This window comes from Flavobacterium sp. HSC-32F16, from assembly GCF_024171645.1.
GTDB lineage: Bacteria > Bacteroidota > Bacteroidia > Flavobacteriales > Flavobacteriaceae > Flavobacterium.
Window position 1 is genome coordinate 158,730 of record NZ_JALKAC010000006.1, and the last position, 20,914, is coordinate 179,643.

General features: G+C 35.6%; 16 protein-coding genes. 8 read left to right on the forward strand and 8 right to left on the reverse strand.

Features of this window, described 5'->3' with window-relative positions; genetic code table 11:
* Positions 1-82: 82 nt before the first annotated feature.
* The 6 genes from L1276_RS17225 to L1276_RS17250 form a co-directional block, all read right to left on the reverse strand.
* Entirely contained in the window at positions 83-526 is a 444-nt protein-coding gene (locus L1276_RS17225; RefSeq protein WP_253789927.1) for a MaoC/PaaZ C-terminal domain-containing protein, read from the reverse strand.
* Between the two features lie 390 nt (positions 527-916).
* Complete coding sequence (locus L1276_RS17230; RefSeq protein WP_253789929.1) at positions 917-1,984, reverse strand: Gfo/Idh/MocA family protein; 1,068 nt, start codon at positions 1,982-1,984, stop codon at positions 917-919.
* Positions 1,985-2,043: 59 nt separating this feature from the next.
* Complete coding sequence (locus L1276_RS17235) at positions 2,044-3,270, reverse strand: extracellular solute-binding protein (RefSeq protein WP_253789931.1); 1,227 nt, start codon at positions 3,268-3,270, stop codon at positions 2,044-2,046.
* Between the two features lie 2 nt (positions 3,271-3,272).
* Positions 3,273-4,409: a CaiB/BaiF CoA-transferase family protein gene (locus L1276_RS17240; RefSeq protein WP_253789933.1), complete on the reverse strand. Its 1,137-nt coding sequence runs from the start codon at positions 4,407-4,409 to the stop codon at positions 3,273-3,275.
* A 52-nt stretch (positions 4,410-4,461) separates the two neighbouring features.
* A complete protein-coding gene (locus L1276_RS17245) occupies positions 4,462-5,604 on the reverse strand; it encodes a CaiB/BaiF CoA-transferase family protein (protein WP_253789935.1) in 1,143 nt (380 codons plus the stop codon).
* Entirely contained in the window at positions 5,601-6,749 is a 1,149-nt protein-coding gene (locus L1276_RS17250; RefSeq protein WP_253789937.1) for an ABC transporter substrate-binding protein, read from the reverse strand. The genes L1276_RS17245 and L1276_RS17250 overlap by 4 nt, the downstream gene beginning before the upstream one ends.
* Before the next feature lie 324 nt (positions 6,750-7,073).
* Here L1276_RS17250 and L1276_RS17255 point away from each other — a divergent pair, with 324 nt between their 5' ends.
* From L1276_RS17255 to L1276_RS17275, 5 genes are all read left to right on the forward strand, one after another.
* Positions 7,074-7,838, forward strand: a complete 765-nt coding sequence (locus L1276_RS17255; RefSeq protein ID WP_253789939.1) for an SDR family NAD(P)-dependent oxidoreductase — start codon at positions 7,074-7,076, stop codon at positions 7,836-7,838.
* A gap of 168 nt (positions 7,839-8,006) precedes the next feature.
* On the forward strand, positions 8,007-8,861 hold the full coding sequence (locus L1276_RS17260; protein WP_071638337.1) for a fumarylacetoacetate hydrolase family protein: 855 nt from the start codon (positions 8,007-8,009) through the stop codon (positions 8,859-8,861).
* 175 nt (positions 8,862-9,036) lie between these two features.
* Positions 9,037-10,050 (forward strand): zinc-binding alcohol dehydrogenase family protein, encoded by a 1,014-nt coding sequence (locus L1276_RS17265; RefSeq protein WP_253789942.1) that lies wholly within the window; start codon positions 9,037-9,039, stop codon positions 10,048-10,050.
* 65 nt (positions 10,051-10,115) lie between these two features.
* Complete coding sequence (locus L1276_RS17270) at positions 10,116-10,913, forward strand: SDR family oxidoreductase (RefSeq protein WP_253789944.1); 798 nt, start codon at positions 10,116-10,118, stop codon at positions 10,911-10,913.
* Between the two features lie 6 nt (positions 10,914-10,919).
* Positions 10,920-11,756 carry an amidohydrolase gene (locus L1276_RS17275; RefSeq protein WP_253789946.1) on the forward strand — a complete coding sequence of 279 codons (837 nt, stop codon included), beginning with the start codon at positions 10,920-10,922 and terminating at the stop codon, positions 11,754-11,756.
* A gap of 314 nt (positions 11,757-12,070) precedes the next feature.
* Here the strand turns inward: L1276_RS17275 and pelA are convergent, their stop codons facing one another.
* A complete protein-coding gene (pelA, locus tag L1276_RS17280; protein ID WP_253789948.1) occupies positions 12,071-13,261 on the reverse strand; it encodes a pectate lyase in 1,191 nt (396 codons plus the stop codon).
* A gap of 13 nt (positions 13,262-13,274) precedes the next feature.
* Positions 13,275-14,957 (reverse strand): glycoside hydrolase family 28 protein, encoded by a 1,683-nt coding sequence (locus L1276_RS17285; RefSeq protein WP_253789950.1) that lies wholly within the window; start codon positions 14,955-14,957, stop codon positions 13,275-13,277.
* Positions 14,958-15,389: 432 nt separating this feature from the next.
* On the opposite strand from L1276_RS17285, the gene L1276_RS17290 reads away from it, so the two are divergent.
* The 3 genes from L1276_RS17290 (at position 15,390) to L1276_RS17300 (ending at position 20,719) form a co-directional block, all read left to right on the forward strand.
* A complete protein-coding gene (locus L1276_RS17290; RefSeq protein ID WP_253789952.1) occupies positions 15,390-17,906 on the forward strand; it encodes a right-handed parallel beta-helix repeat-containing protein in 2,517 nt (838 codons plus the stop codon).
* A 171-nt stretch (positions 17,907-18,077) separates the two neighbouring features.
* A complete protein-coding gene (locus tag L1276_RS17295; RefSeq protein ID WP_253789954.1) occupies positions 18,078-19,142 on the forward strand; it encodes a Gfo/Idh/MocA family protein in 1,065 nt (354 codons plus the stop codon).
* A complete protein-coding gene (locus L1276_RS17300; RefSeq protein WP_253789956.1) occupies positions 19,139-20,719 on the forward strand; it encodes a sodium:solute symporter in 1,581 nt (526 codons plus the stop codon). Before L1276_RS17295 ends, L1276_RS17300 begins: the two co-directional genes overlap by 4 nt.
* Positions 20,720-20,914: the final 195 nt, after the last annotated feature.

A 20,914-nucleotide genomic window follows, 5' to 3' on the forward strand; every position in this document is an offset into this window, starting at 1 on the left:
GACAAAGGTTCAAAGGTTTTTTTACCACTAAGTTTCTAAGATGTAAAGTTTTTAAATCTCAGCATCTTAGAAACTTAGTGCCTTAGAACCTTTTTTTTACCAGTAATAAGTGGTCACATACCAAAACCACTTCACCTCTTTGGTTAATGATTTCGACATGTTCTGTTACGGTTCCCATTTCTGGATTTTTGGCTTCTCCTTTTTCTGAAATGGTGATTTCAGAATGAATTGTATCGCCAATATGAACTGGTTTTACAAAACGCATTTTATCATATCCTCTTGAAAAAGCCTCAGGATTTATTTCAGAAGCAGTTAATCCGATACCAATAGCAAAAACCATAGTTCCGTGAGCAATACGCTGTCCGAATGGCTGTGTTTTGCACCATTCTTCATCCATGTGATGCGGGAAAAAATCTCCCGTGTGTCCGGCATGAACCACAAAATCGGTTTCTGTAATAGTTCTGCCTAATGTAACTCTTTTATCTTCAAGTTGATAATCTTCAAAAAAGGTTGATTTGAAATACATAGTTTTTTGTTTTTTTATTTAACCATATAAGTGATATAAGATAATTTAAGCGGTGCGTTGAGTTTAAGAGTGCTTATTTTAATTCATAAAAGCTTTGCTCAAAATGATTTAAATGAACTTATATTACTTATATGGTTTAAATTTTTATTTTACTTTTCACACAAAGTGATTAAATGAACTTATATCACTTATATGGTCTAAATTTTTATTTCTACTTTTTACACAAAATGATTAAATAAACTTACATCACTTATATGGTTTAAATTTTTATTTTACTTTTCACACAAAGTGATTAAATGAACTTACATCACTTATATGGTTTAAATTTTTATTTCTACTTTTTACACAAAGTGATTAAATAAACTTACATCACTTATATGGTTTAAAAAATTATAGTTCAGTGAGCGAAATACCTCCATTGTTGTTGCTGATGTAGCAAGCTTCAACGACTTTCATAGTGTCTAAAACGTCCTGAACGCTTGCCAGTAATTTAGAGTCTGAGCCTTCTTTAAAGCGCATTAAATTTGACATTGTTCCAATGAAAGCTTCTGGAAACCATGAACCTTCAAGGTCAATTTTTTTCCATTCGTATTGACCGTTTTCATCTTCAATTGCATATTCAAAAATGTCAGGAAGTCCGTCAGGATAATTCATTAATAAACCCATTTTGGCTTTGATGGCGCCTTTTGTTCCTTCCCATTTAATGTAACTTTCTTCGTGATTTGGGCCAAAATGATGATCGTGATTCGTATTGATCACAACATGTTTATCTTCGCCATAATCTAAAATAATCGTAGAACGGCTCGATGATAATTTTTTAAGCGGATGTTTGGCTGTTTTTGCCATCACACTTTTGGGATTTCCCAGAAACGATCGAATGGAATCGATATAGTGAACACTGTGAAAAAGAATTTCCAATCTAGGATGTTCCTTAATCAGCGGAAACAATTCCCACGGCGTGTTTACTGTTACTTTAAATTCAAAATCATATAAATCGCCTAGTAAACCTTCACTAATTAAATATCTCGCCGCGCTTACAAAAGGTGAAAATCGAAGCTGAAAATTGATAGCAGCAACAAGGTTCTTTCTTTCGCAGACTTCTACAATTTCTCTTGCCTGAGCCAAATCATTTCCCATTGGTTTCTGAATCAAAACGGCTGCTCCGTCAGGCAATTGTTCCAATATTTCGATATATTGATCTGGCAGAACCGTAATATCATAAACCGCATTTGACGGCGCATTTTTTACAGCTTCCGCAACGTTTTCAAAAACATGTTGAATTTCAAATTCTTTGGCTAAATCGTATGCCTTTGCAATCGTTCTGTTGGTAATGCCAAAAACCGTAAAGCCAGCCATTTTATAAGCGGGTAAGTGTGCATCTTTTACAATACCGCTTGCGCCGATAATGATAATTGGCTTTTTTGTTTCGGGCAGTAAAGGTTTATAGGGAATATTCATTTTGTGCTATTTTAAGTCCAGTTAGCGCCGCAAACTTTGTCAAAGTTGACTACACCTAATCAGTTCGTTAATTTTTCAATATTTTTCTGTGTTTGTTCTAAAAGTATTTTCGACGGAATATCCGTTTCTATCGCTTTTAACACCATTTGATCTATCAATTCGGCTGCTTTTGGCCAAATTGGTGTTTGTGGTAAAGTCAAAGCATTTTCATGCAGCATTTCCAGTTTATGATAATAGGGAATGGTTTTATTGATTTCGGCATCATTCCAAGTTGATTTTCGGCATCCAATTCCACCTTCGGTTGTCAATAATTTATCACTTTCAGCAGTTGTTGCAAATCGTAAAAAATCATAAGCGAGTGCTTTATTTTTACTTCCAATGCCAATTGTATAAAGCCAATATACATTTAATGAAGCCGTCTTATGTTTTTCATCGTGCGGTAATTCTGTAATATCCACTTGGCCTTTTACTTTCGATTCCTCGATTACTTCACACATCGAAGCAAATCCAAACCAGTTAATTGCCATTGCAGCTTGCCCTTCGGCGAAAGCCATTCCAGCTTCAACAGAACCAAAATTCTTTGAACCCGGATGAACCGTATTTGTATCGTTAACAATTTTTCTGTAATAATCTAAAGCTGCAGCAGCTTCATTATGATTGATGTTTATTTTGTTTTGATGATCTAAAAGAGAGCCGCCTCGTGTCCATAACTGCAGGCAGAAATCAAAAACCATATTATGACCGTCAGGATAATTGGCAAAAACACAGCCGTATGAATTGCTTTCAGGTCTATTAAAAAATGTGGCTATTTGGGTGAATTGCTCCCAGTTTTTGGGAGGGAACAATTCGTAACCAAATTGTTTCTTAAAGTTTTCTTTTTCAGTTAAATCTTCAAATAAATCTTTTCTGTAAATCAGGCACTCCGGTCCATCATGAAAAGGAAGACCGTAAATACTTCCATTAACCTGCTGTAGGTTTAACAGTGATTGATGCCAGCCTTCAGGATAATCCTGTGGTGGATTTTGATCGATAAAAGAAGTTAAATCCAGAACTGCTTTTTCATTCGCAGCATCAAAAATCCAATCGGTATTTAAGTGCGCAATATCCCATTTTCCGGTTTTTAAACCTTTATTGGTAATGGTTTCTTCATATAGATCGTGCAATTCCATAGAAACCATTTCAACCTCAATCTGAATATTGTTTCTCAGACAAAAGCCATCCCAAAGTTTTTGCAGTGTACTTTCAAAAGGAGAAAATTTTCTAACAGCGATTCTAAATTTTTCCATATCTATGCTATAAATTCTTTTATAATTCGCTCGTTATCTTGTCCTAATTTTGGAGAACCTTTACCAGATGTAAAATTTTCGCCGTCAATTTTTATAGGACATCTTGTAGTTTTATAGGAGTAACCGTCGAGCATTTCAACTTGCTGTGTAAACTCCAAAACTTTAAAACCATCTTCTCTAAAAAGCTGTTCATAGTTTAAAACTCCCGCACACCAAATATCTGCCGGTTCTAAAATATCCAGCCAAAACTGCGTTTCCTGTGTCAATAGGTGAGAAGCCAGAATATTTTTTATTTCATCTCTAAGCGTAAATTTATTCTCCGGAAATTGCAATAATTCATCGCATTTAAGCAGTGAAGCCAAAACTGGAATAGATCCCATTGCCAAAGCCAGATAACCATTTTTAGTTTGATAAATTCCGTATGGCGCGCCTAAATAAGCGTGTGCATTATTGGTTTTAGTTCTAACGGGTAATTCACCGCCATCATTAAAGAATGTCGTAATCGTTTCAAACTGAAAATCAAAAGCAGATTCCAGCATACTTACCTGAACCGTTCCGCCCATATTTTGTGTTGCTTTTCGATATAAAGCGGCTAAAATTCCTTGTGCTAAATGCGCACCCGCAAGCATATCTACAATCGACAATCCCATTGGTACGGGACCATCTTCCTGATTACCGCTCAGCCAAGTCAGAGCAGTTAATGATTGTAATAATAAATCCTGTCCCGGTAAATTTTTAAGTTCAGGATGATTTCCAAAACCTGAAATCGAAGCATAAACGACAGTTGGATTTATCGCTTTTACATCATCATAACTTAAACCAATGCGCTCCATAACTCCTGGCCTGAAATTATGCATGACAACATCGGCTTTTGCCAATAATTTTTTTAATTTTTGAAGTTCTTCCGGTTGTTTAAAATCAATGGCAAACGATTCTTTATTTCTGTTTATGGTATGAAAAACAGACGATTCGCCGTTCATGATTAAGTCAGAAGTATATAAGGTTCTGCAAATATCGCCAGTTCCCGGTTTTTCAATTTTTATAACGCGCGCTCCCATATCGGCCAACCGAAGACTGGCCGACGGACCCGAAAGAAACTGACTAAAATCTACTATTAAATAATCTTCTAAAGGTTTCATTTTTTTGTTTATTCGTTGAATCGTTTATTTGTTTAATCGTTACTTAATACGATCAGCGAATAAATTCTTCTTGTATTGCTAAATTATCTTCGCCCACTTTTGGAGCTGCTTTTGAGCTGCTTAAAATTTTACCGTCTAGTTGAATCGGGCTTCGGGTTGTAACCAAAGTTTCTCCGTCTGAATTTTTTACGGTTTGTTTTAAGTTTAATTCCTTTACAAATGGCTGTTGGTCTAAAGTTTCATAATTCAAAACTTTTCCTGCCCAAATGCCTTGTTTTTGAAGCAATTCTAACCAATAATCTGCTTTTTGTTCAGCTAATTTATTGGCTAAAAGAATTCTGATTTCGTCTCTTTTTTCAAACCAAAGAGGTTTAGCAGCATATTGATTTAAATCGACTCCAAGCGTATTTCCTATAAAAAGTAAATCACCCATTGCAAGCGAAATATAATCGTCTTGTGTTTTGTAAACGCCGTAAGGCGCACTTAAAAAAGCGTGTGCACTTCCTTTAATATCGCCTCTTTCCGGCTGTTGTCCGCCATCGTTTACGAAAGAAGTAATGGCTTCAAACTGAACATCCAAAATAGATTCCAGTAAACTAACTTCAACCAAAACACCTTTTCCGGTTTTGGCTCTTTTCAATAATGCTGCTAAAATTCCCTGTACGAAATGATTACCGCACATTAAATCGGCGACAGCCAGACCAAACGGAACTGGTCCCTGACTTTTTCGTCCGCTAAGCCAGCTTAAACCCGAAAGAGACTGCAAAAGCAAATCCTGTCCCGGTTTTTTTGCCCAAGGACCTTTATCACCGTAACCTGTTATCGTTCCGTATATTATCTTCGGGTTTATGGTAAGCGTTGTAGTATAATCCAATCCGATTTTTTTCATCACGCCCGGTCTGAAATTATGTGTCATAATATCAGCCTTTTCGATTAGTTTTTTAATTAAAACCAAATCGTCAGGATTTTTTAAATCGGCTGCAAAAGATTCTTTATTTCTGTTAATCGTATGAAACAAAAGACTGCTGTCATCAACAAAAAGATCTTTAATGCTTAATTGTCGGCAGGCTTCGCCTTTTACGGGACGTTCGATTTTTATCACTCTCGCACCTAAATCGGCTAACTTTAATCCGGCAGAAGGACCCGCCAAAAACTGGCAGAACTCTAATACAATTAATCCTTCTAATGGTTTCATGAATTTTGCAGTTTTAAGGATTTAGCATAAAGTGCATTCAATGCATCTAAAACCAGTTCTTCGTCACCGCCATTCATTAAATAATCACGAACTACATCGCCCGCATGATCCTGAAAATACATGTGTCCGGAATATCTTGGTCGTAGAAAAGCTCTTTCTAAAGCGGGTAAAGTATTTTTAAAATAATTGTTGGTTATAGAATTGATTCGGTCATTTTTCCAGGCTTGTAAATGTCCCGGCTGGCCTCCGTTATCGGCAAAAATATTCTGCTGTACCTGAGACGAACCCGTAAATTCAGCATAACGAATCGCTTCGGGAATATGCTTGCTGAATGAAGAAACTGCTAATCCTGTTCCGCCAAGAGAACTTATCATAGGCGCATTATTCAGTTTAACCAAATCATAAAAATGAAGCAGATTTTTGCTGTATCCGGCTCTTGAATAATTAGAATATCCGTAAGCAAAAGGGCAGTAGGCAATTTCATCTGAATTGACCATCGCTTCGTAAACCTGAATAGGATTTCGGTTAAAGTTAGCCGGATCAATTAATTGTGCTAATTCACGAAACATCTGCAAAGCTTTTTTTCCTGTTTCTACAGAAATAACTTTTTCTTCAGACTGAAACGGTGCTTCGCTTAAACTGCAGCAAAACATATAAAAACTCATTAAAACATCAACCGGAATTCCGGCAAATGCAACCAGTCCTTTTTTGGCTAAAGCCAATAAATCGTCATATGTCTGAGGCACTTCAAGTCCCTTTTTTTCTAAAATATCCAAACGTGCTGCAGCAACCGGAGTAGCGGCATCTATTGGCAAAGCCCATAATTTATTGCTAAAAACATAACTCCCGTATGATTTACCAACGGTATTTATTTCCTGATCTTTAATATAATCGGCAGGCAGATAATCAGAAAGTGGGAGGATAGCATTTGTATGTGCTCCAAAACCTGTCCACGGATGATCGATAACCAATAAATCAAATCGTTTTGCTAAATCTTCGATAGAAGCATCTGCAAATTCTTGTAAACTTCTTTTCTCCCAGGTAATTTCGATATCCGGATTTAACTCGGTAAAGCGTTGTGCCGTTGCAACCATAGGTAATAAACCTCTTGTATGATTCCACGTTATGCCTTTTAATACTGCCATTTTTCTTGAATTATGTATTTGGAAAATAATAAATGTAAAAAATACAATTACAAAATTATAAATAAGATTGAATTGAGCAAGAAAATGTAACTTTTTACATTGATTTTTTTGATAAAACTTTTAAAGTAGGCTAGTTTTTTTACAAAGCGAATAAAAAATGTTATAATTTATTAAAGAATGATCATTTTATTATATTAGTATAAAAATAAAATGCAAATATTGTTTTAATCGATTACATTTGTAATTGTGCTTTTTACATTTATTATTTGCATGAAGATGTGGAAGCCTTAAATTTGAATTCTATAATACTAAATACCATTTAAAATGTTTTCATTACAAAATAAAAAAGCAGTCATAACAGGAGGCGGAAGCGGAATTGGAAGAGCAATTGCTGCCTTGTTTGCCAAACAGGGAGCAGAAGTTCATATTATTGATTTATCTATTGAAAGTGCACAGGATGCTGTTGACGAAATTAAAAATGCTGGAGGAAATGTGTTTTCGTATGCGTGTAATGTTTCCAGTCAGGCTGATGTTAAAGCGACTTTTGAAAAAATTGGAAATATCAATATCTTAATAAATAATGCCGGAATTGCGAATGTTGGAAAAGTTGACACAACTTCTGAAGCTGATTTTGACCGTGTAATGGATGTAAACGTAAAAGGTGTTTACAACTGTTTGTTTGCAGCGATCCCACAGTTCCGACTTTCAAATGGCGGTGTGATTTTAAACATGGCCTCAATTGCGGCGTGGGTGGGAATCTCAGACCGATTTGCTTATTCAACTGCAAAAGGAGCTGTAATGGCGATGACTTTATCTGTAGCCAGAGATTATTTAAGTGAAAATATCAGATGTAATTCTATTTCTCCGGCAAGGGTTCATACGCCTTTTGTTGACGGATTTATCTCTAAAAATTACGCTGGAAAAGAAGAAGAAATGTTCGAGAAATTGTCTAAATCACAGCCAATTGGCCGTATGGGAAAACCGGACGAAATTGCCGCTCTGGCTTTGTACTTATGCAGCGAAGAAGCAGGATTCATCACCGGATGCGATTACCCAATCGACGGAGGATTTATTAAACTGAATAATTAATTGAAGGTTCTGAGGTTCTAAGATTCTAAGGTACTAAGGCTTTTTAGCATCTTAGAATTTTACGATTCGTTTTACCTGACAGGTTTTTAAAACCTGTCAGGTATAAACAGGAAAACCTCAGAACCTTAGAACCTCAGTACCTTAGTAACTTTTAAAAAAATATATACAATGAAATTAATACGTTTTGGAGAAATCGGAAAAGAAAAACCAGGAGTTTTAATTAATGAAAAAAGATATGATGTTTCTTCTATCGTTTCAGACTTCAACGAAAGCTTTTTTGAAGAAAATGGTTTAGAAAAATTACAAAAAGCATTAGAAAGCAATCCTTCTTTGCCAGAAGTTGATGCGAGTGTACGTTTGGGATCTCCGGTTGCGAGACCTTCAAAAATAATCTGTATCGGATTAAACTATGTGGATCACTGCAAAGAAACAGGCGCTCCAATTCCAACAGAACCAATCATCTTTTTTAAATCAACAACTTCTTTATGCGGTCCGGATGATGATGTAATTATTCCAAAAAACAGTGTAAAAACCGACTGGGAAGTGGAATTAGCATTTGTAGTAGGCAAAAAAGCAAGTTATGTTGAAGAAGCAGAAGCTTTGGACTACGTTGCAGGTTATGCATTATTGAATGATTACAGCGAAAGAGAATTTCAAATTGAGCGCGGCGGACAATGGGCAAAAGGAAAAGGCTGTGATACATTTGCGCCTCTTGGACCATTTTTGGCAACGAAAGATGAAGTAAAAGATGTTGATAATTTATCGATGTGGCTGAGCGTAAACGGTAAAAAATACCAAGACAGCAATACGTTGAATCTGGTTTTCAAAATTCCCTATTTAGTACATTATTTAAGTCAGTTTATGACTTTGCTTCCTGGCGATATCATTAGTACAGGAACGCCTCCGGGAGTTGGTTTGGGTATTAAACCAGATCCAATTTACTTAAAAGCGGGCGATGTTGTTGAACTTGGAATTGAAGGTTTAGGTACAAGCAAGCAGACTGCAGTCGCATATAAAAAGTAATTATTTACTCGTTGAGCATAATTATTTAAACATATAGAAACATAGATATTCTATACGTAAAATGATCTATCATTTATTTTAGTATTCTTCTATAAAAAGGAAAAATCTATGTTTCTATGTGTTAAATAAAATTTTCACGAATTCTGTTCTACGGGTAGTTTAAAAAAAATTGGAGATGAAATTTATTGTATGCGAAAAACCGCAGGAATTTAAATTAAAAGAAAAAGAAATTCCGGAACCAAAAGACGGTGAAGCTCTCTTGAAAATAAAAAGAATTGGAATCTGCGGAACTGATATTCACGCTTTTGGAGGTACTCAGCCGTATTTTGAATATCCCAGAATTTTGGGACACGAATTGGCTGCAGAATATGTAAAAGGAAATGCAGCAGGTTTTAAACCGGGTGATAAAGTCACTTTTATTCCGTATTTCAACTGCGGAACTTGTGTTGCGTGTCGAAACGGATTAACAAACTGCTGTGTAAATATCAAAGTTTTTGGAGTTCATATTGACGGCGGAATGGCCGAATATGTTTCGATTCCGGAACAATATTTACTTCACGGTCAGGGATTAGATTATGATGAACTGGCTTTGGTTGAACCATTGGCAATTGCAGCGCACGGAATACGAAGAGCGGCTGTTAAGTCAACTGATACGGTTTTGGTAATGGGAGCAGGTCCAATTGGAATTGGACTGATTCAGTTTGCTAAAATTGCCGGAGCAAAAGTGATCGTAATGGATATCAACGATTACAGATTAAATTTCTGTAAAACCGAATTGAATGCTGATGAAACCATCAATCCCTTAAACGATGATGTAGCCGCAAAACTGGCTGAATTGACTAATGGTGATATGGCTAATGTTGTAATTGATGCTACTGGAAACCAAAAAGTGATGAACAGCGCTTTCAATTATATTTCGCATGGCGGAAGATTTGTTTTAGTCGGGCTTCAAAAAGGTGAATTGAGTTTCAGTCATCCTGATTTCCATAAAAGAGAATCTACTTTAATGAGCAGTCGAAATGCCACTATTGAAGATTTTGAATATGTAATGAAATGTTTGAAAGAAGGTAAAATCGATCCTAAAAAATACATTACGCACAGAACAAGTTTCTCAGAAATGATTACTGATTTCGGACAATTAATTGATCCTAAAAACAATGTAATCAAGGCGTTAATTGAGATAGACTAATTAAGAAATCCGGCAGGTTTTTAAACCTGCCGGGTTTACTGGATAACCTTTAAATAACCACAAAAATGGATTTAAATTTAAAAAATAAAATTGTCGTTGTTTCCGGTTCAGCTGGAAAGGAAGGCAGTATTGGAGAAACAATTATTAACCGAATTGCAGACGAAGGTGCGATTCCGGTTTTGGTTGACAGAAATGCAAGAGGTTTCGCTTACGCGGAAGCTTTCCAAAAAAGAGGAATAGATTCGTTATTTGTGCAGACAGATGTTACTGATCCCGTTGAAATCGAAAATGCTGTAAAAACAATCATAGCAAAATACGGAAGAATCGATGCTGTTATCAACAATGTTGGTGTAAACGACGGTGCAGGTTTAGAGGCGAGCTACGAGGAATTTATGGATTCTTTGAAACTTAATGTAGTAAGTTATTTTTTGTTGGTTAAATATGCGCTTCCGTACTTAAAAGAATCAAAAGGAAATATCTTAAATATTGGTTCAAAAGTAGCTTTAACAGGGCAGGGCGGAACTTCGGGTTATGCTGCTGCAAAAGGCGGCGTTTTAGGTCTTACAAGAGAATGGGCGGTAGATTTAATCCAATTCGGAATCCGTTCTAATGCTATTATTATTGCTGAAAGTTATACTCCTGCATACGAAGACTGGATTAAAACATTGGCAGATGGAGAAACCGTTTTAAAGAAAATCAATAAAAGTATTCCGTTTGAAGGCAGAATGACCAAAACAGAAGAAATTGCAGATACGGCGCTTTTCATTATTTCTGATCGTTCATCTCATACTACAGGACAATTTGTTTTTGTAGATGGCGGTTACGTGCATTTAGATCGTGCTTTAATCAACGATGTAAACTAATTCAGGATGAATAACCGAATTGATTCTCATCAGCATTTTTGGAAATTTGATCCCGTAAGAGACAGCTGGATTGATGAAAGTATGTCGAAAATTCAAAGAGATTTCCTTCCGGAAGATTTATTGCCACTGCTTAAAGAAAACAAATTTTCGGGTTGTGTAGCAGTTCAGGCAAGTCAGTCTGAAGATGAAACCCATTTCCTTGTTGATCTGGCTTCAAAAAATGATTTTATAAAAGGAATCGTTGGCTGGGTTGATCTTCGTGCAGATAATATTTCAGATCGTTTACGTCATTTTTCTTCAAATAAAACCATTAAAGGATTCCGACACGTTATACAAGGTGAAGCTAATGATTTTATGTTTAGGGAAGATTTCCGCAACGGAATTTCAGCTTTAAAAGAGTTTGATTTTACATATGATATTCTGATTTTTCATCGTCAGTTACCAGCAGCAATAAGTTTGGTAAAAGATTTCCCAGATCAAAAGTTTGTGATTGATCATATTGCAAAACCAGATATTAAATCAGGCAGTATAGTTTCGTGGAAAAAAGGAATCGAAGAAATTGCAAAATACGACAATGTATGGTGTAAAATTTCAGGAATGGTTACAGAAGCCGACTGGAAGAACTGGAAACCAGAGGATTTAAAACCGTATTTAGACGTGATTTTTGAAAATTTCCCAGCAGATAAAATACTATACGGTTCAGATTGGCCGGTTCTAAATGCAGCTTCTGATTATAATGAGGTTGTGAAAACTTTAGAAGATTATATTTCGAAGTTTTCTGTTGATGATCAAAATAAGATTTGGTTTGAAAATGCGGTTTCGTTTTATAATTTGAATAAATAATTTTTTAGCCACAGATTAAAATGATTTTCACAGATTTTTTTAATCATTTTAATCCTTTAATCTGTGGCTGAATATATTTTACGCGCAAACTTGTTAAACATAGCCCGTGGTTTCAATTACGGGGACGTAATATTGTCACGCTTCGTATGTGTTCCCGTAATTGAAACCACGGGCTATGTTTGAAGATAGGATAGAATTAAATTAGATGTCGTATGTCTTTGCGAGGAACGAAGCAATCACATTTGCTATATCAAGCTTTGTCGAATATTTTACTGAGATTGCTTCGTTCCTCGCAATGACAAAGCGTTGTGTTTTTACTGTTTCAAAACATCATTTCCAGAATCCCATTTCTTCTGCCAGGCCGGATATTTTTTCAATGCTTTTTCCGGTTTATCGGTATACCATGCATAACCGCTTCTGCGCTCTCGGCTCACTTCTGCAAGAGAATATAAAAGTTCACTGTTTCTGTCTGAGAATAAAGGTTTATGAGATCCTAATTCGTAATATCTCGTCCAGATTGGCGGTGCAGCAGTATCAGTTACTACACGAACATCATTAGTGATTTTTTTGTATTTAGAATCCATTTCCGGAGCCTGAAAACTTTCAACTCTCGTATTGTATATTTTAGAATCCTGAAACCACTTTACAGCACTTTGCACGGAGTTAATTATTTTTTCATTCGGATTATCAATTGCCATTAAAAACAGCACAACATCTACACTTTCTGCATTACAGATACTTGGCGGTTCAAATTTTCTCGCCCACGTTGGTAAAAGCGTAATTTCATCATGCTGCTGACACCAGGCGGTTAATTTTCCGTCTTCTTTAATCTGCATTTTTAAAATACAGTCAATGCCTTTTTCGTAGGATGTAGTTACTTTCTTTCTGATTTTAGGGTCGATAAATGTAAAATCAGGATCATTGTTTACGATCTTTTTCAAAAGATTCATGATACCCATATAAGCGCCGTCATTAAATGTAATATGTCGGCTGTACCCTTTTTCCAGAGGAAAATATTGAGGCCAGCCTCCGTTGCCGTATTGCGCTTCCATGATAAAATCAATTCCTTTTAATGCGCCGTCTTTGTATTTTGCCTCTTTAGTCAAAGTATACACCTGAGCCAGATAATTGACGTGCGTATAAGTCGTTTCATTGTCAAAAGTTGTATGCAGAATTGCTTTGGTTTTAATGACCGTATCGATTTGCTTTGGAGTCAGAATCGCTTTCATATCGTAATTCTTCGGCCATCCGCCATTATTACGCTGAAAGAGCAAAATATTATCAGCAATTTTAGCATAATCCGTTTCCGCATATTGAGGCTGATTTGGAATCGGATTTACGATATTGGTTTTGTCTTTAATATGGTACCAATGGTTGGTGCCGTCAGTAAAAACTTTGGTACTGATTACTAATTTTTCCTCTTTGTTAGTTTGTGCATTCGAATGTAAAAACGAAAATACGCAAAGACTTAAAACAACTGCTTTTGAACTATTGATAAATTTCATTTTGAAATTGTGATTAAAATTTTACAGCTCCTTTTGGAACATCATTTCCAAGAGTTGTCGTTTTTGAAAAATCTAATTTTTTAGAAGAAACCAATTCAATATTTGCGTTTCCTTCACCATTAATATTTACAGCTTTAGCAGATGTAGAATTAAACTCAACATCTTTTAAAGACATATTTTTTACATTGTAAACTTCAAATACATTACTTTCTTTAATATCCAGTTTTGCATTGGTGATTTTGATTCCGTTTGCGTCTATAATCGAAAATCCTTTTTCTGCAGTAACCGTTAAGTTTGAGATTTCGATATTTTCAAGATTCATTTCAGGAAGACCTTGTAAAAATACTGCCTGCTGCGCGCCTTTGATGGTAATGTTTTTAATCGAAATATTTTTAAATTGAGGCGTTTCAACTGTTACAGGCATTGCTTTATTAACGATTTTGTCTCCGCCTTCCTCTAAAGTTTCAGCTATAGATTTTCCTCCATAATACAAATTAAAAGAAATGGCCTGCGATGGAATATCAGTCATAAAAACATCCGAAATAAAGATATTTTCTACAACACCGCCTCTTCCACGTGCACTTTTAAAACGCAAACCAACATCAGTACCCATAAAAGTACAATTTGAAACATGAAGATTTTTTACACCTCCTGACATTTCGCTTCCAACCGTTACACCACCGTGTCCGTGATATACAATATTGTTTCTGACAATAATATTTTCGCACGGAACACCTCTTTCACGCCCGTCTTTATCCTTTCCTGATTTAATACAGATAGCATCGTCACCAACATCAAAACTTGAATTTTCAACCAAAACATTTTTACAGCATTCTACATCAAGACCGTCACCATTTTGAGAATACCACGGATTACGAACCGTTACATTTCTCACAATTAAATCTTCAACCATAAAAGGGTGAATATTCCACGCTGGTGAATTTTGAAAAACAGGACCGTCAAATAAAACTCTTTTGCTGTTTTGAATACTTACCATTACCGGACGCAGGAAATCGTGAATAGTTTCAAATTCTTCTTTCGTTTTTAAATCTGGACGTACATTCTGATCCGCACCTTTAGAAGCGTTCATAAAAGTTTCAGATGGATACCAGCTTGTTTTGTCTTTGTTTAAAACCCCGCCTGAATTGACAAATTTCTTCCATTGACTCTCTGTTAATTTACTCTTTTTAACCTGTCTCCAAACTTCTCCGGAACCATCCCAAACACCATTTCCGGTAAAAGCGATGTTTTCCAGATTTTTACCATAAATAGGAGAGATGCATCGCCAGGTATTTAATCCTTCAAAATTGGTTTCGATAATTGGATACAAAGATTTATCTGTAGAAAATTTTATTAAAGCGCCTCTTTCGGCATGTAATTCAATATTACTTTTTAGAATAATTGGCCCTGTAAGCCAGATTCCCGGAGGAATAATAACTTTTCCGCCTCCTTTTTTAGAAACAGCATCAATCGCATCGGCGAAAGCCTTAGTATTTAAAACATAACCACCGTTAACCGCACCAAAATCTTTTATGTTTACACTGTTTTTAGGAATAACAGGTTCTTTTATTTTGGTCATTTTAAATTCGATGTCTTTGTAAGTATCAGACGCTTTTTGTGCCAAAACCGGTACAGAAAAACTTACTGCCAGAATGGTCAGTGCTGTGCAGAAAAGATTGGTTAGGTTAGTTTTCATTTGTGTTGTATTATGATTAAAATTTACTTTTTAAGTATTTTTTGATGCTGAGTCGATTTTTTATTGGTTAATTTTTTATTTGATGAATAAAAATAATCTCATAAAAAGGATAATCTAATAATGTAATCGATTACACAAATCTATTAAAAAAATATTACCAAACGGCAATTTTGATTTAATTATAACAGATTTTTTATGAATTTGATTTTTTTAATGGAAAATGATTTAAAACCAATATTTAAATTTTTACCTCAAAATTTTTACAAAGCTTGCTGTTACAGGAGGGTACAGGATGCTTGTCATTTTATATTCTTCTAAATTGTCCCAATTATTTGGTAAAAGTGTTAAAAATACATTTATTTGTAAAAATACTAGCACTTTAAATAAATGCCTCGTAATTTTAGCTCAAGAAAAAAATCAATACTATAAATAATGCGTTTAATTCCTTTCAACAAATTACTAGTCGTTTTTTTGATGATATTCTCGCTTTCGGCAAGTGGAGCAGAAATTTGGGTTTCACCATCAGGAAAAGATTCGAACCTCGGAACAAAATCAAGTCCGCTGGCAACGGTTCATATGGCAATGCGAAAAGCCAGAGAACTTCGTCGTTTAAAAGATCCATCGATTAAAGACGGAATCCGAATCATTGTAATGAACGGAACGTATTATTTAAACGAACCATTATTTGTTCGCCCTGAAGATTCAGGAACTGCGGATAGTCCGACAACAATTGAAGCCGATGTCAATGCAAAACCAATTATAAGCGGTGGAATCGAAATCAAAAACTGGACAAAATCGACAACGGTTATCAACGGATTAAAAAAAGGCTCTGTTTGGGTAGCTGATGCGCCTAAAAAAGCAGGAAGTCTGATAGATTACAGACAATTGTGGGTAAATGGCAAAAAAGCCATAAGAGCCAAAAATACTGCGGGCACAACAATGGAACGCATTTTATCGTGGAATCACGAAGAACAAACCTGCTGGATTCCGTTTAAAGATAAATCAGTGAAGTACGAACCAGGAATGGAAATGTTTATCGTACAATGGTGGTCAAACGCTAATCTTCGAATCAAAAATATTGAAGTACAAAAAGACAGTGCTAAACTTTCATTTGAAGAACCAGAAAGCCGTATTCAAAGCGAACATCCGTGGCCTGCACCTTGGATTTCTAAAAACAACGGAAATTCAGCTTATTTCTTAAACAATGCTTTTTCGCTTTTAAATGAACCGGGAGAATGGTATTTAGATAAGAAGAATGCAAAAATCTATTATATTCCACGAGCTGGAGAAGAAATTAATTCGGCAGTTGTAACCGCTCCCGTTTTAGAAAATCTGGTTGAAGTAAAAGGAACAATTGATTCTCCTGTAAGTTATTTTCAATTTAAAGGAATTTCGTTTCAGTACAGCAATTGGCTTCGTCCGTCACAGCAAGGTCATGTGCCGTTACAGTCAGGTTTGTATTTGTTAGACGCTTATAAATTGAAAGTTCCAGGAACGCCAAATCAGGCGAATTTAGAAAATCAAGCTTGGGTGGGAAGACCTCGCTCGGCGGTTGAAGTAAATTATGCTAATAATATTCAATTCGAATCGTGTCGTTTTGAGCATTTATCTTCGACTGGTTTAGATTTAAATAAAGGAACAAATCACAATACTGTAAAAGGAAATTTATTTAAAGATATTGGCGGAAGTGCCATCAATGTTGGAATTTTCTCTGAAGAAGCTTTTGAAGCGCATTTGCCTTTAATTATAAAAGATGAAAGAGAAATGTGTTCGGATGAAGTGATTTCTGATAATTTAATCACAAACGTAACCAATGAAGATTGGGGAACTTTAGGAATCAGCGCAGGTTTTGTTCGAAATATTATCATTGAACACAACGAAATTTCAGATGTATCGTATTCCGGAATGGCAATGGGTTGGGGTTGGACGCATACACCAAATGTGATGCAGAACAATAAAATTCTGGCGAATAAAATCCATCATTACGCAAAACATTTGCATGATGTGGCTGGAATTTATACGCTTTCGGCTCAGCCAAACAGCCGAATTGAAGAGAATTATATCGACAAGGTTTACAACAGTCCGTATGCACACGATCCGTTTTTATGGCTGTATTTGTATACCGATGAAGGAAGTGAAGGTTTTACGATTAAAAACAACTGGATTGCCGAAAAGAAAATCCTTAAAAACCATAATGGTCCAAAGGGAAATATTTGGGAGCACAATGATCCGTATGTTAGTTCTAAAATTAAAGAAAATGCTGGAATTAGAGCGCCTTACAAAGATTTAGAAAAAGAAGTTGTTATCGATGAAAAATGGGGATTGCAGGAAATGCCGAAACCGTATGCAATCGAATTGATAGGTTCTGATTTTGATATTGAAAAAATCAAATCGACTTTGGTTGGGTTTAGAATTGTAGGTCAGGAATTGTACCAATGGAAAAATCATTTGGTGATTTACGGAAAAATGAATCAGCCGGAAAGAACGAAACGAAAACTGGAAGGCGCTTTTCCTTCTTTAGAAATTAAAATCTATGATGATTTGGTTTATGATTTCCAAAACTTCGAAAGATGTAAAGATTCCAAACCAGCATCAGATTGGGAAAATGTGGTTTTAACAGCGAATCTTCCTGCTGATGAAAAACTCCAAAAAGAATATGTAGAGTATCACAAAACCCAATTTGAAAAATGGCCAGAAGTTGCCAAAGGTTTCTGTAATGCCGATTTTCAGCAATTGCAGGTTTTCAAAAAAGACCGACAATTAATTTTAGTAATCAGTATTCCGAAAGGAGAAAGCTTAGATAAATTAAATCCAAAAACAACACAAAATAATCCGCGTGTAGACGATTGGAACGTCTTGATGAAAAAATACCAAAGCGGAATCGAAGGCGCAAAACCAGATGAAACCTGGATTTTCTTAAACAAAGTAGCAATAGAAGCAAAAAAATAATACGTTGCAATAAACCCGACAGGTTTTTAAAACCTGTCGGGTTTACGTTGAGAAATATTTAGCCACAGATTAAAAGGATTAAAGAGATTTTTTCTAATCTGTGAAAATCCTTTTAATCTGTGGCAAGAAAAAAAATCTAAAATCTAAAATCAATCTAAAATAACCACACCAATGTTAAAAATAGCCATTCTAGGACTTGGAGAAGGACGAAGCACAATGTCGGCTGCTATAGAAAGTTCAAAACTAGAACTCGTTAAAATATGCGACCGAAACGAAGAATTGTGTAAACAGCGAGCAAAAGAATTCGATTTTCATTCGTACACCACCAATTACGAAGATTTGTTAAACGATTCATCTATCGATATTATAGCGATTTACACACCTGATCATTTACACGCACAACATGTAAAACAAGCTTTACTTCACGGAAAACATGTAGTTTGCACCAAACCTTTTATCGATGATCTTTCGGATGCTAAAGAATTGCTAGAATTAAGCAAATCAACTGGAAAGAAAGTTTTTATTGGGCAAAGTTCCCGTTTCTTCGAACCAGCCAAAAGGCAAAGAGCAGATTACGAAGCAGGTTTAATTGGTGATTTAATTACAATTGAAGCCCAATACCATGCCGATCACAGATGGTTTTTAAAGAAAGAATGGTCGCTTTTGCAATCTTTTAAATGGCTATACGGAGGTTTGAGTCACCCTGTAGATTTTATCAGATGGTATTTGCCAAATATTCAGGAAGTAATGGGTTACGGAATGATCAGCAGTAACGGACAAAATGCAGGATTAAAAAATGAAGATACGATGCATTTTATCTTTAAAGCAACCGATGGAAGAATTGCACGTGTAAGCGGTGTGTATACTTCGCCGACTCAGCCTGCGCAACGTGACAGCGGAATGAGCACAATTTTAAGAGCAACAGAAGGAGCAAGTCAAGCCGATTATCATGAATTGCGTTATGCTGTTACAGACAAAACGGGTGAAGAAAAAGTGATTACTTGGGGCGACAGTACAATAAAATATTATTTCCGTTTTGAAGGACAAAGTCATCATGGCGGGGAATATCAAAATTATTTAGAATATTTTACAGATAGTATTGAGCAAGGTTTTGAAGCGTATCCAAACATGGAAGAAGGAATTGGAACTGTAGCTTTGTTACAAGCAATGGATAAATCTTTGCAAACTGGAATGCCGGTTAAAATTGCCGATATTCTTAACGAATACGGATTATGAACAGTATCTACGATAAATTAACCACGCTCGATTTTGTAATTGTTGCGGGTTATTTAGTGGCTTTGTTAGTCATTGGATATGTGGTAAGTATGAAACAGAGAAAGAAAAACGAAACGCTTTTTTTGGCCGGAAACTCCTTAAACTGGTACAGCATAGGGTTTAATATGTGGGGAACAAATGTTGGACCTTCGTCATTATTGGCTTTTGCGAGTATTGGTTACGCTACGGGAATTGTAGCGGGAAATTTCGAATGGTACGCTTTTGTATTTTTATTGCTTTTGGCAATGGTTTTTGCGCCAAGATATATTGCTAGTAAAGTAAGTACGATGCCTGAATATATGGGAAAACGCTACGGCGACAGCACTCAGAATATTTTGGCTTGGTATGCTTTAGTAAAAATATTAGTAAGCTGGTTGTCTTTGGGATTATTCAGCGGAGGCGTTTTAGTACGTCAGATTTTGGGAATTCCTATGTGGCAGAGTGTTACGGTTTTAGTGATTTTCTCTGGAATTTTTACGTTTGCAGGAGGATTAAAAGCAATTGCAAAAGTGAATGTTTTTCAAATGATTCTGTTAATTGTAGTTTCGTTGACGCTTTCCTTTTTAGGTTTACAAAAATTGGGCGGAATCGATGTTTTAATTGCCAAAACACCTTCAAACTTTTGGAACTTAGTCCGCCCTTCAGATGATGCGCATTATCCGTGGCCGGCTATTTTGTTAGGATATCCTGTTGCTGCAGTTGCTTTTTTCTGTACCGATCAATCGATGGTGCAGAGTGTTTTGGGAGCGAAAAACTTGGAGCAGGGACAATTGGGGGTAAACTTCATTGGTTGGTTAAAAGTTATGGCTTTGCCATTGTTTATTCTTCCCGGAATTTTGTGTTATGCGTTATATCCAGAATTAGGAAGCAATTCAGACTTAGCTTATATGACTATGGTTACGAATCTGTTCCCAAGCGGAATGAACGGTTTGGTAATCTGTGTGATGATCGCGGTTTTGGTGGGAACAATTGGTTCTTCGTTAAATGCTTTAAGCACCGTTTTTACGAATGATATTTATGTAAAGAAAATCAACCCGACGGCGACAATTCAGGATCAAATTAAAATTGGTCGTTTGACTATTGCTGCCGGATGTGTTTTTGCGATTCTGATTGCTGTTGCGATTGACAATATCAAAGGACAGAATTTATTCAACATTTTTCAGGCGGTTTTAGGTTTCCTGGCGCCTTCGTTATCTGTTGTTTTCCTTTTGAGTGTTTTCTGGAAGCGCACTACGAAAAAAGCTGTAAATGCAACGCTTTCCTGGGGTTCTGCTTTTAGTTTGTTTGTTGGGGTTTTATATCTATGGATTTTCCCTGCCGATAAATATCCAGCTTGGCCTCACTTTTTATTGATTTCGTTTTACATTTTTGCTGTGCTTTTAATTACAGCAGTGATTATTTCTTTAACCGATAAAAATCCTGAGGTAAATATTTCAGATGAAACGGATATTCCTAAAACGAGTAAAAAGGTGAAGCTTTTATTTGGTTTGTTGGGGTTGACGATTTTGGTTTTGTATTTGGTTTTTAATGGGAATTAATATAAATATTTAATGTCATTTATTAAAACACTTTTTTTAAATGAAAGCGTTTTTTTTGTAATGATTTTTAAATTTAAATATTTATAAGTTTTCTTAAACAGATATTAATATACGGATTTTTGAATTTTAATTTTTTGCATACATAAAAACGATATAATTAAAACTTTAAACGTACTAAAAGATAATCTGTAAAAG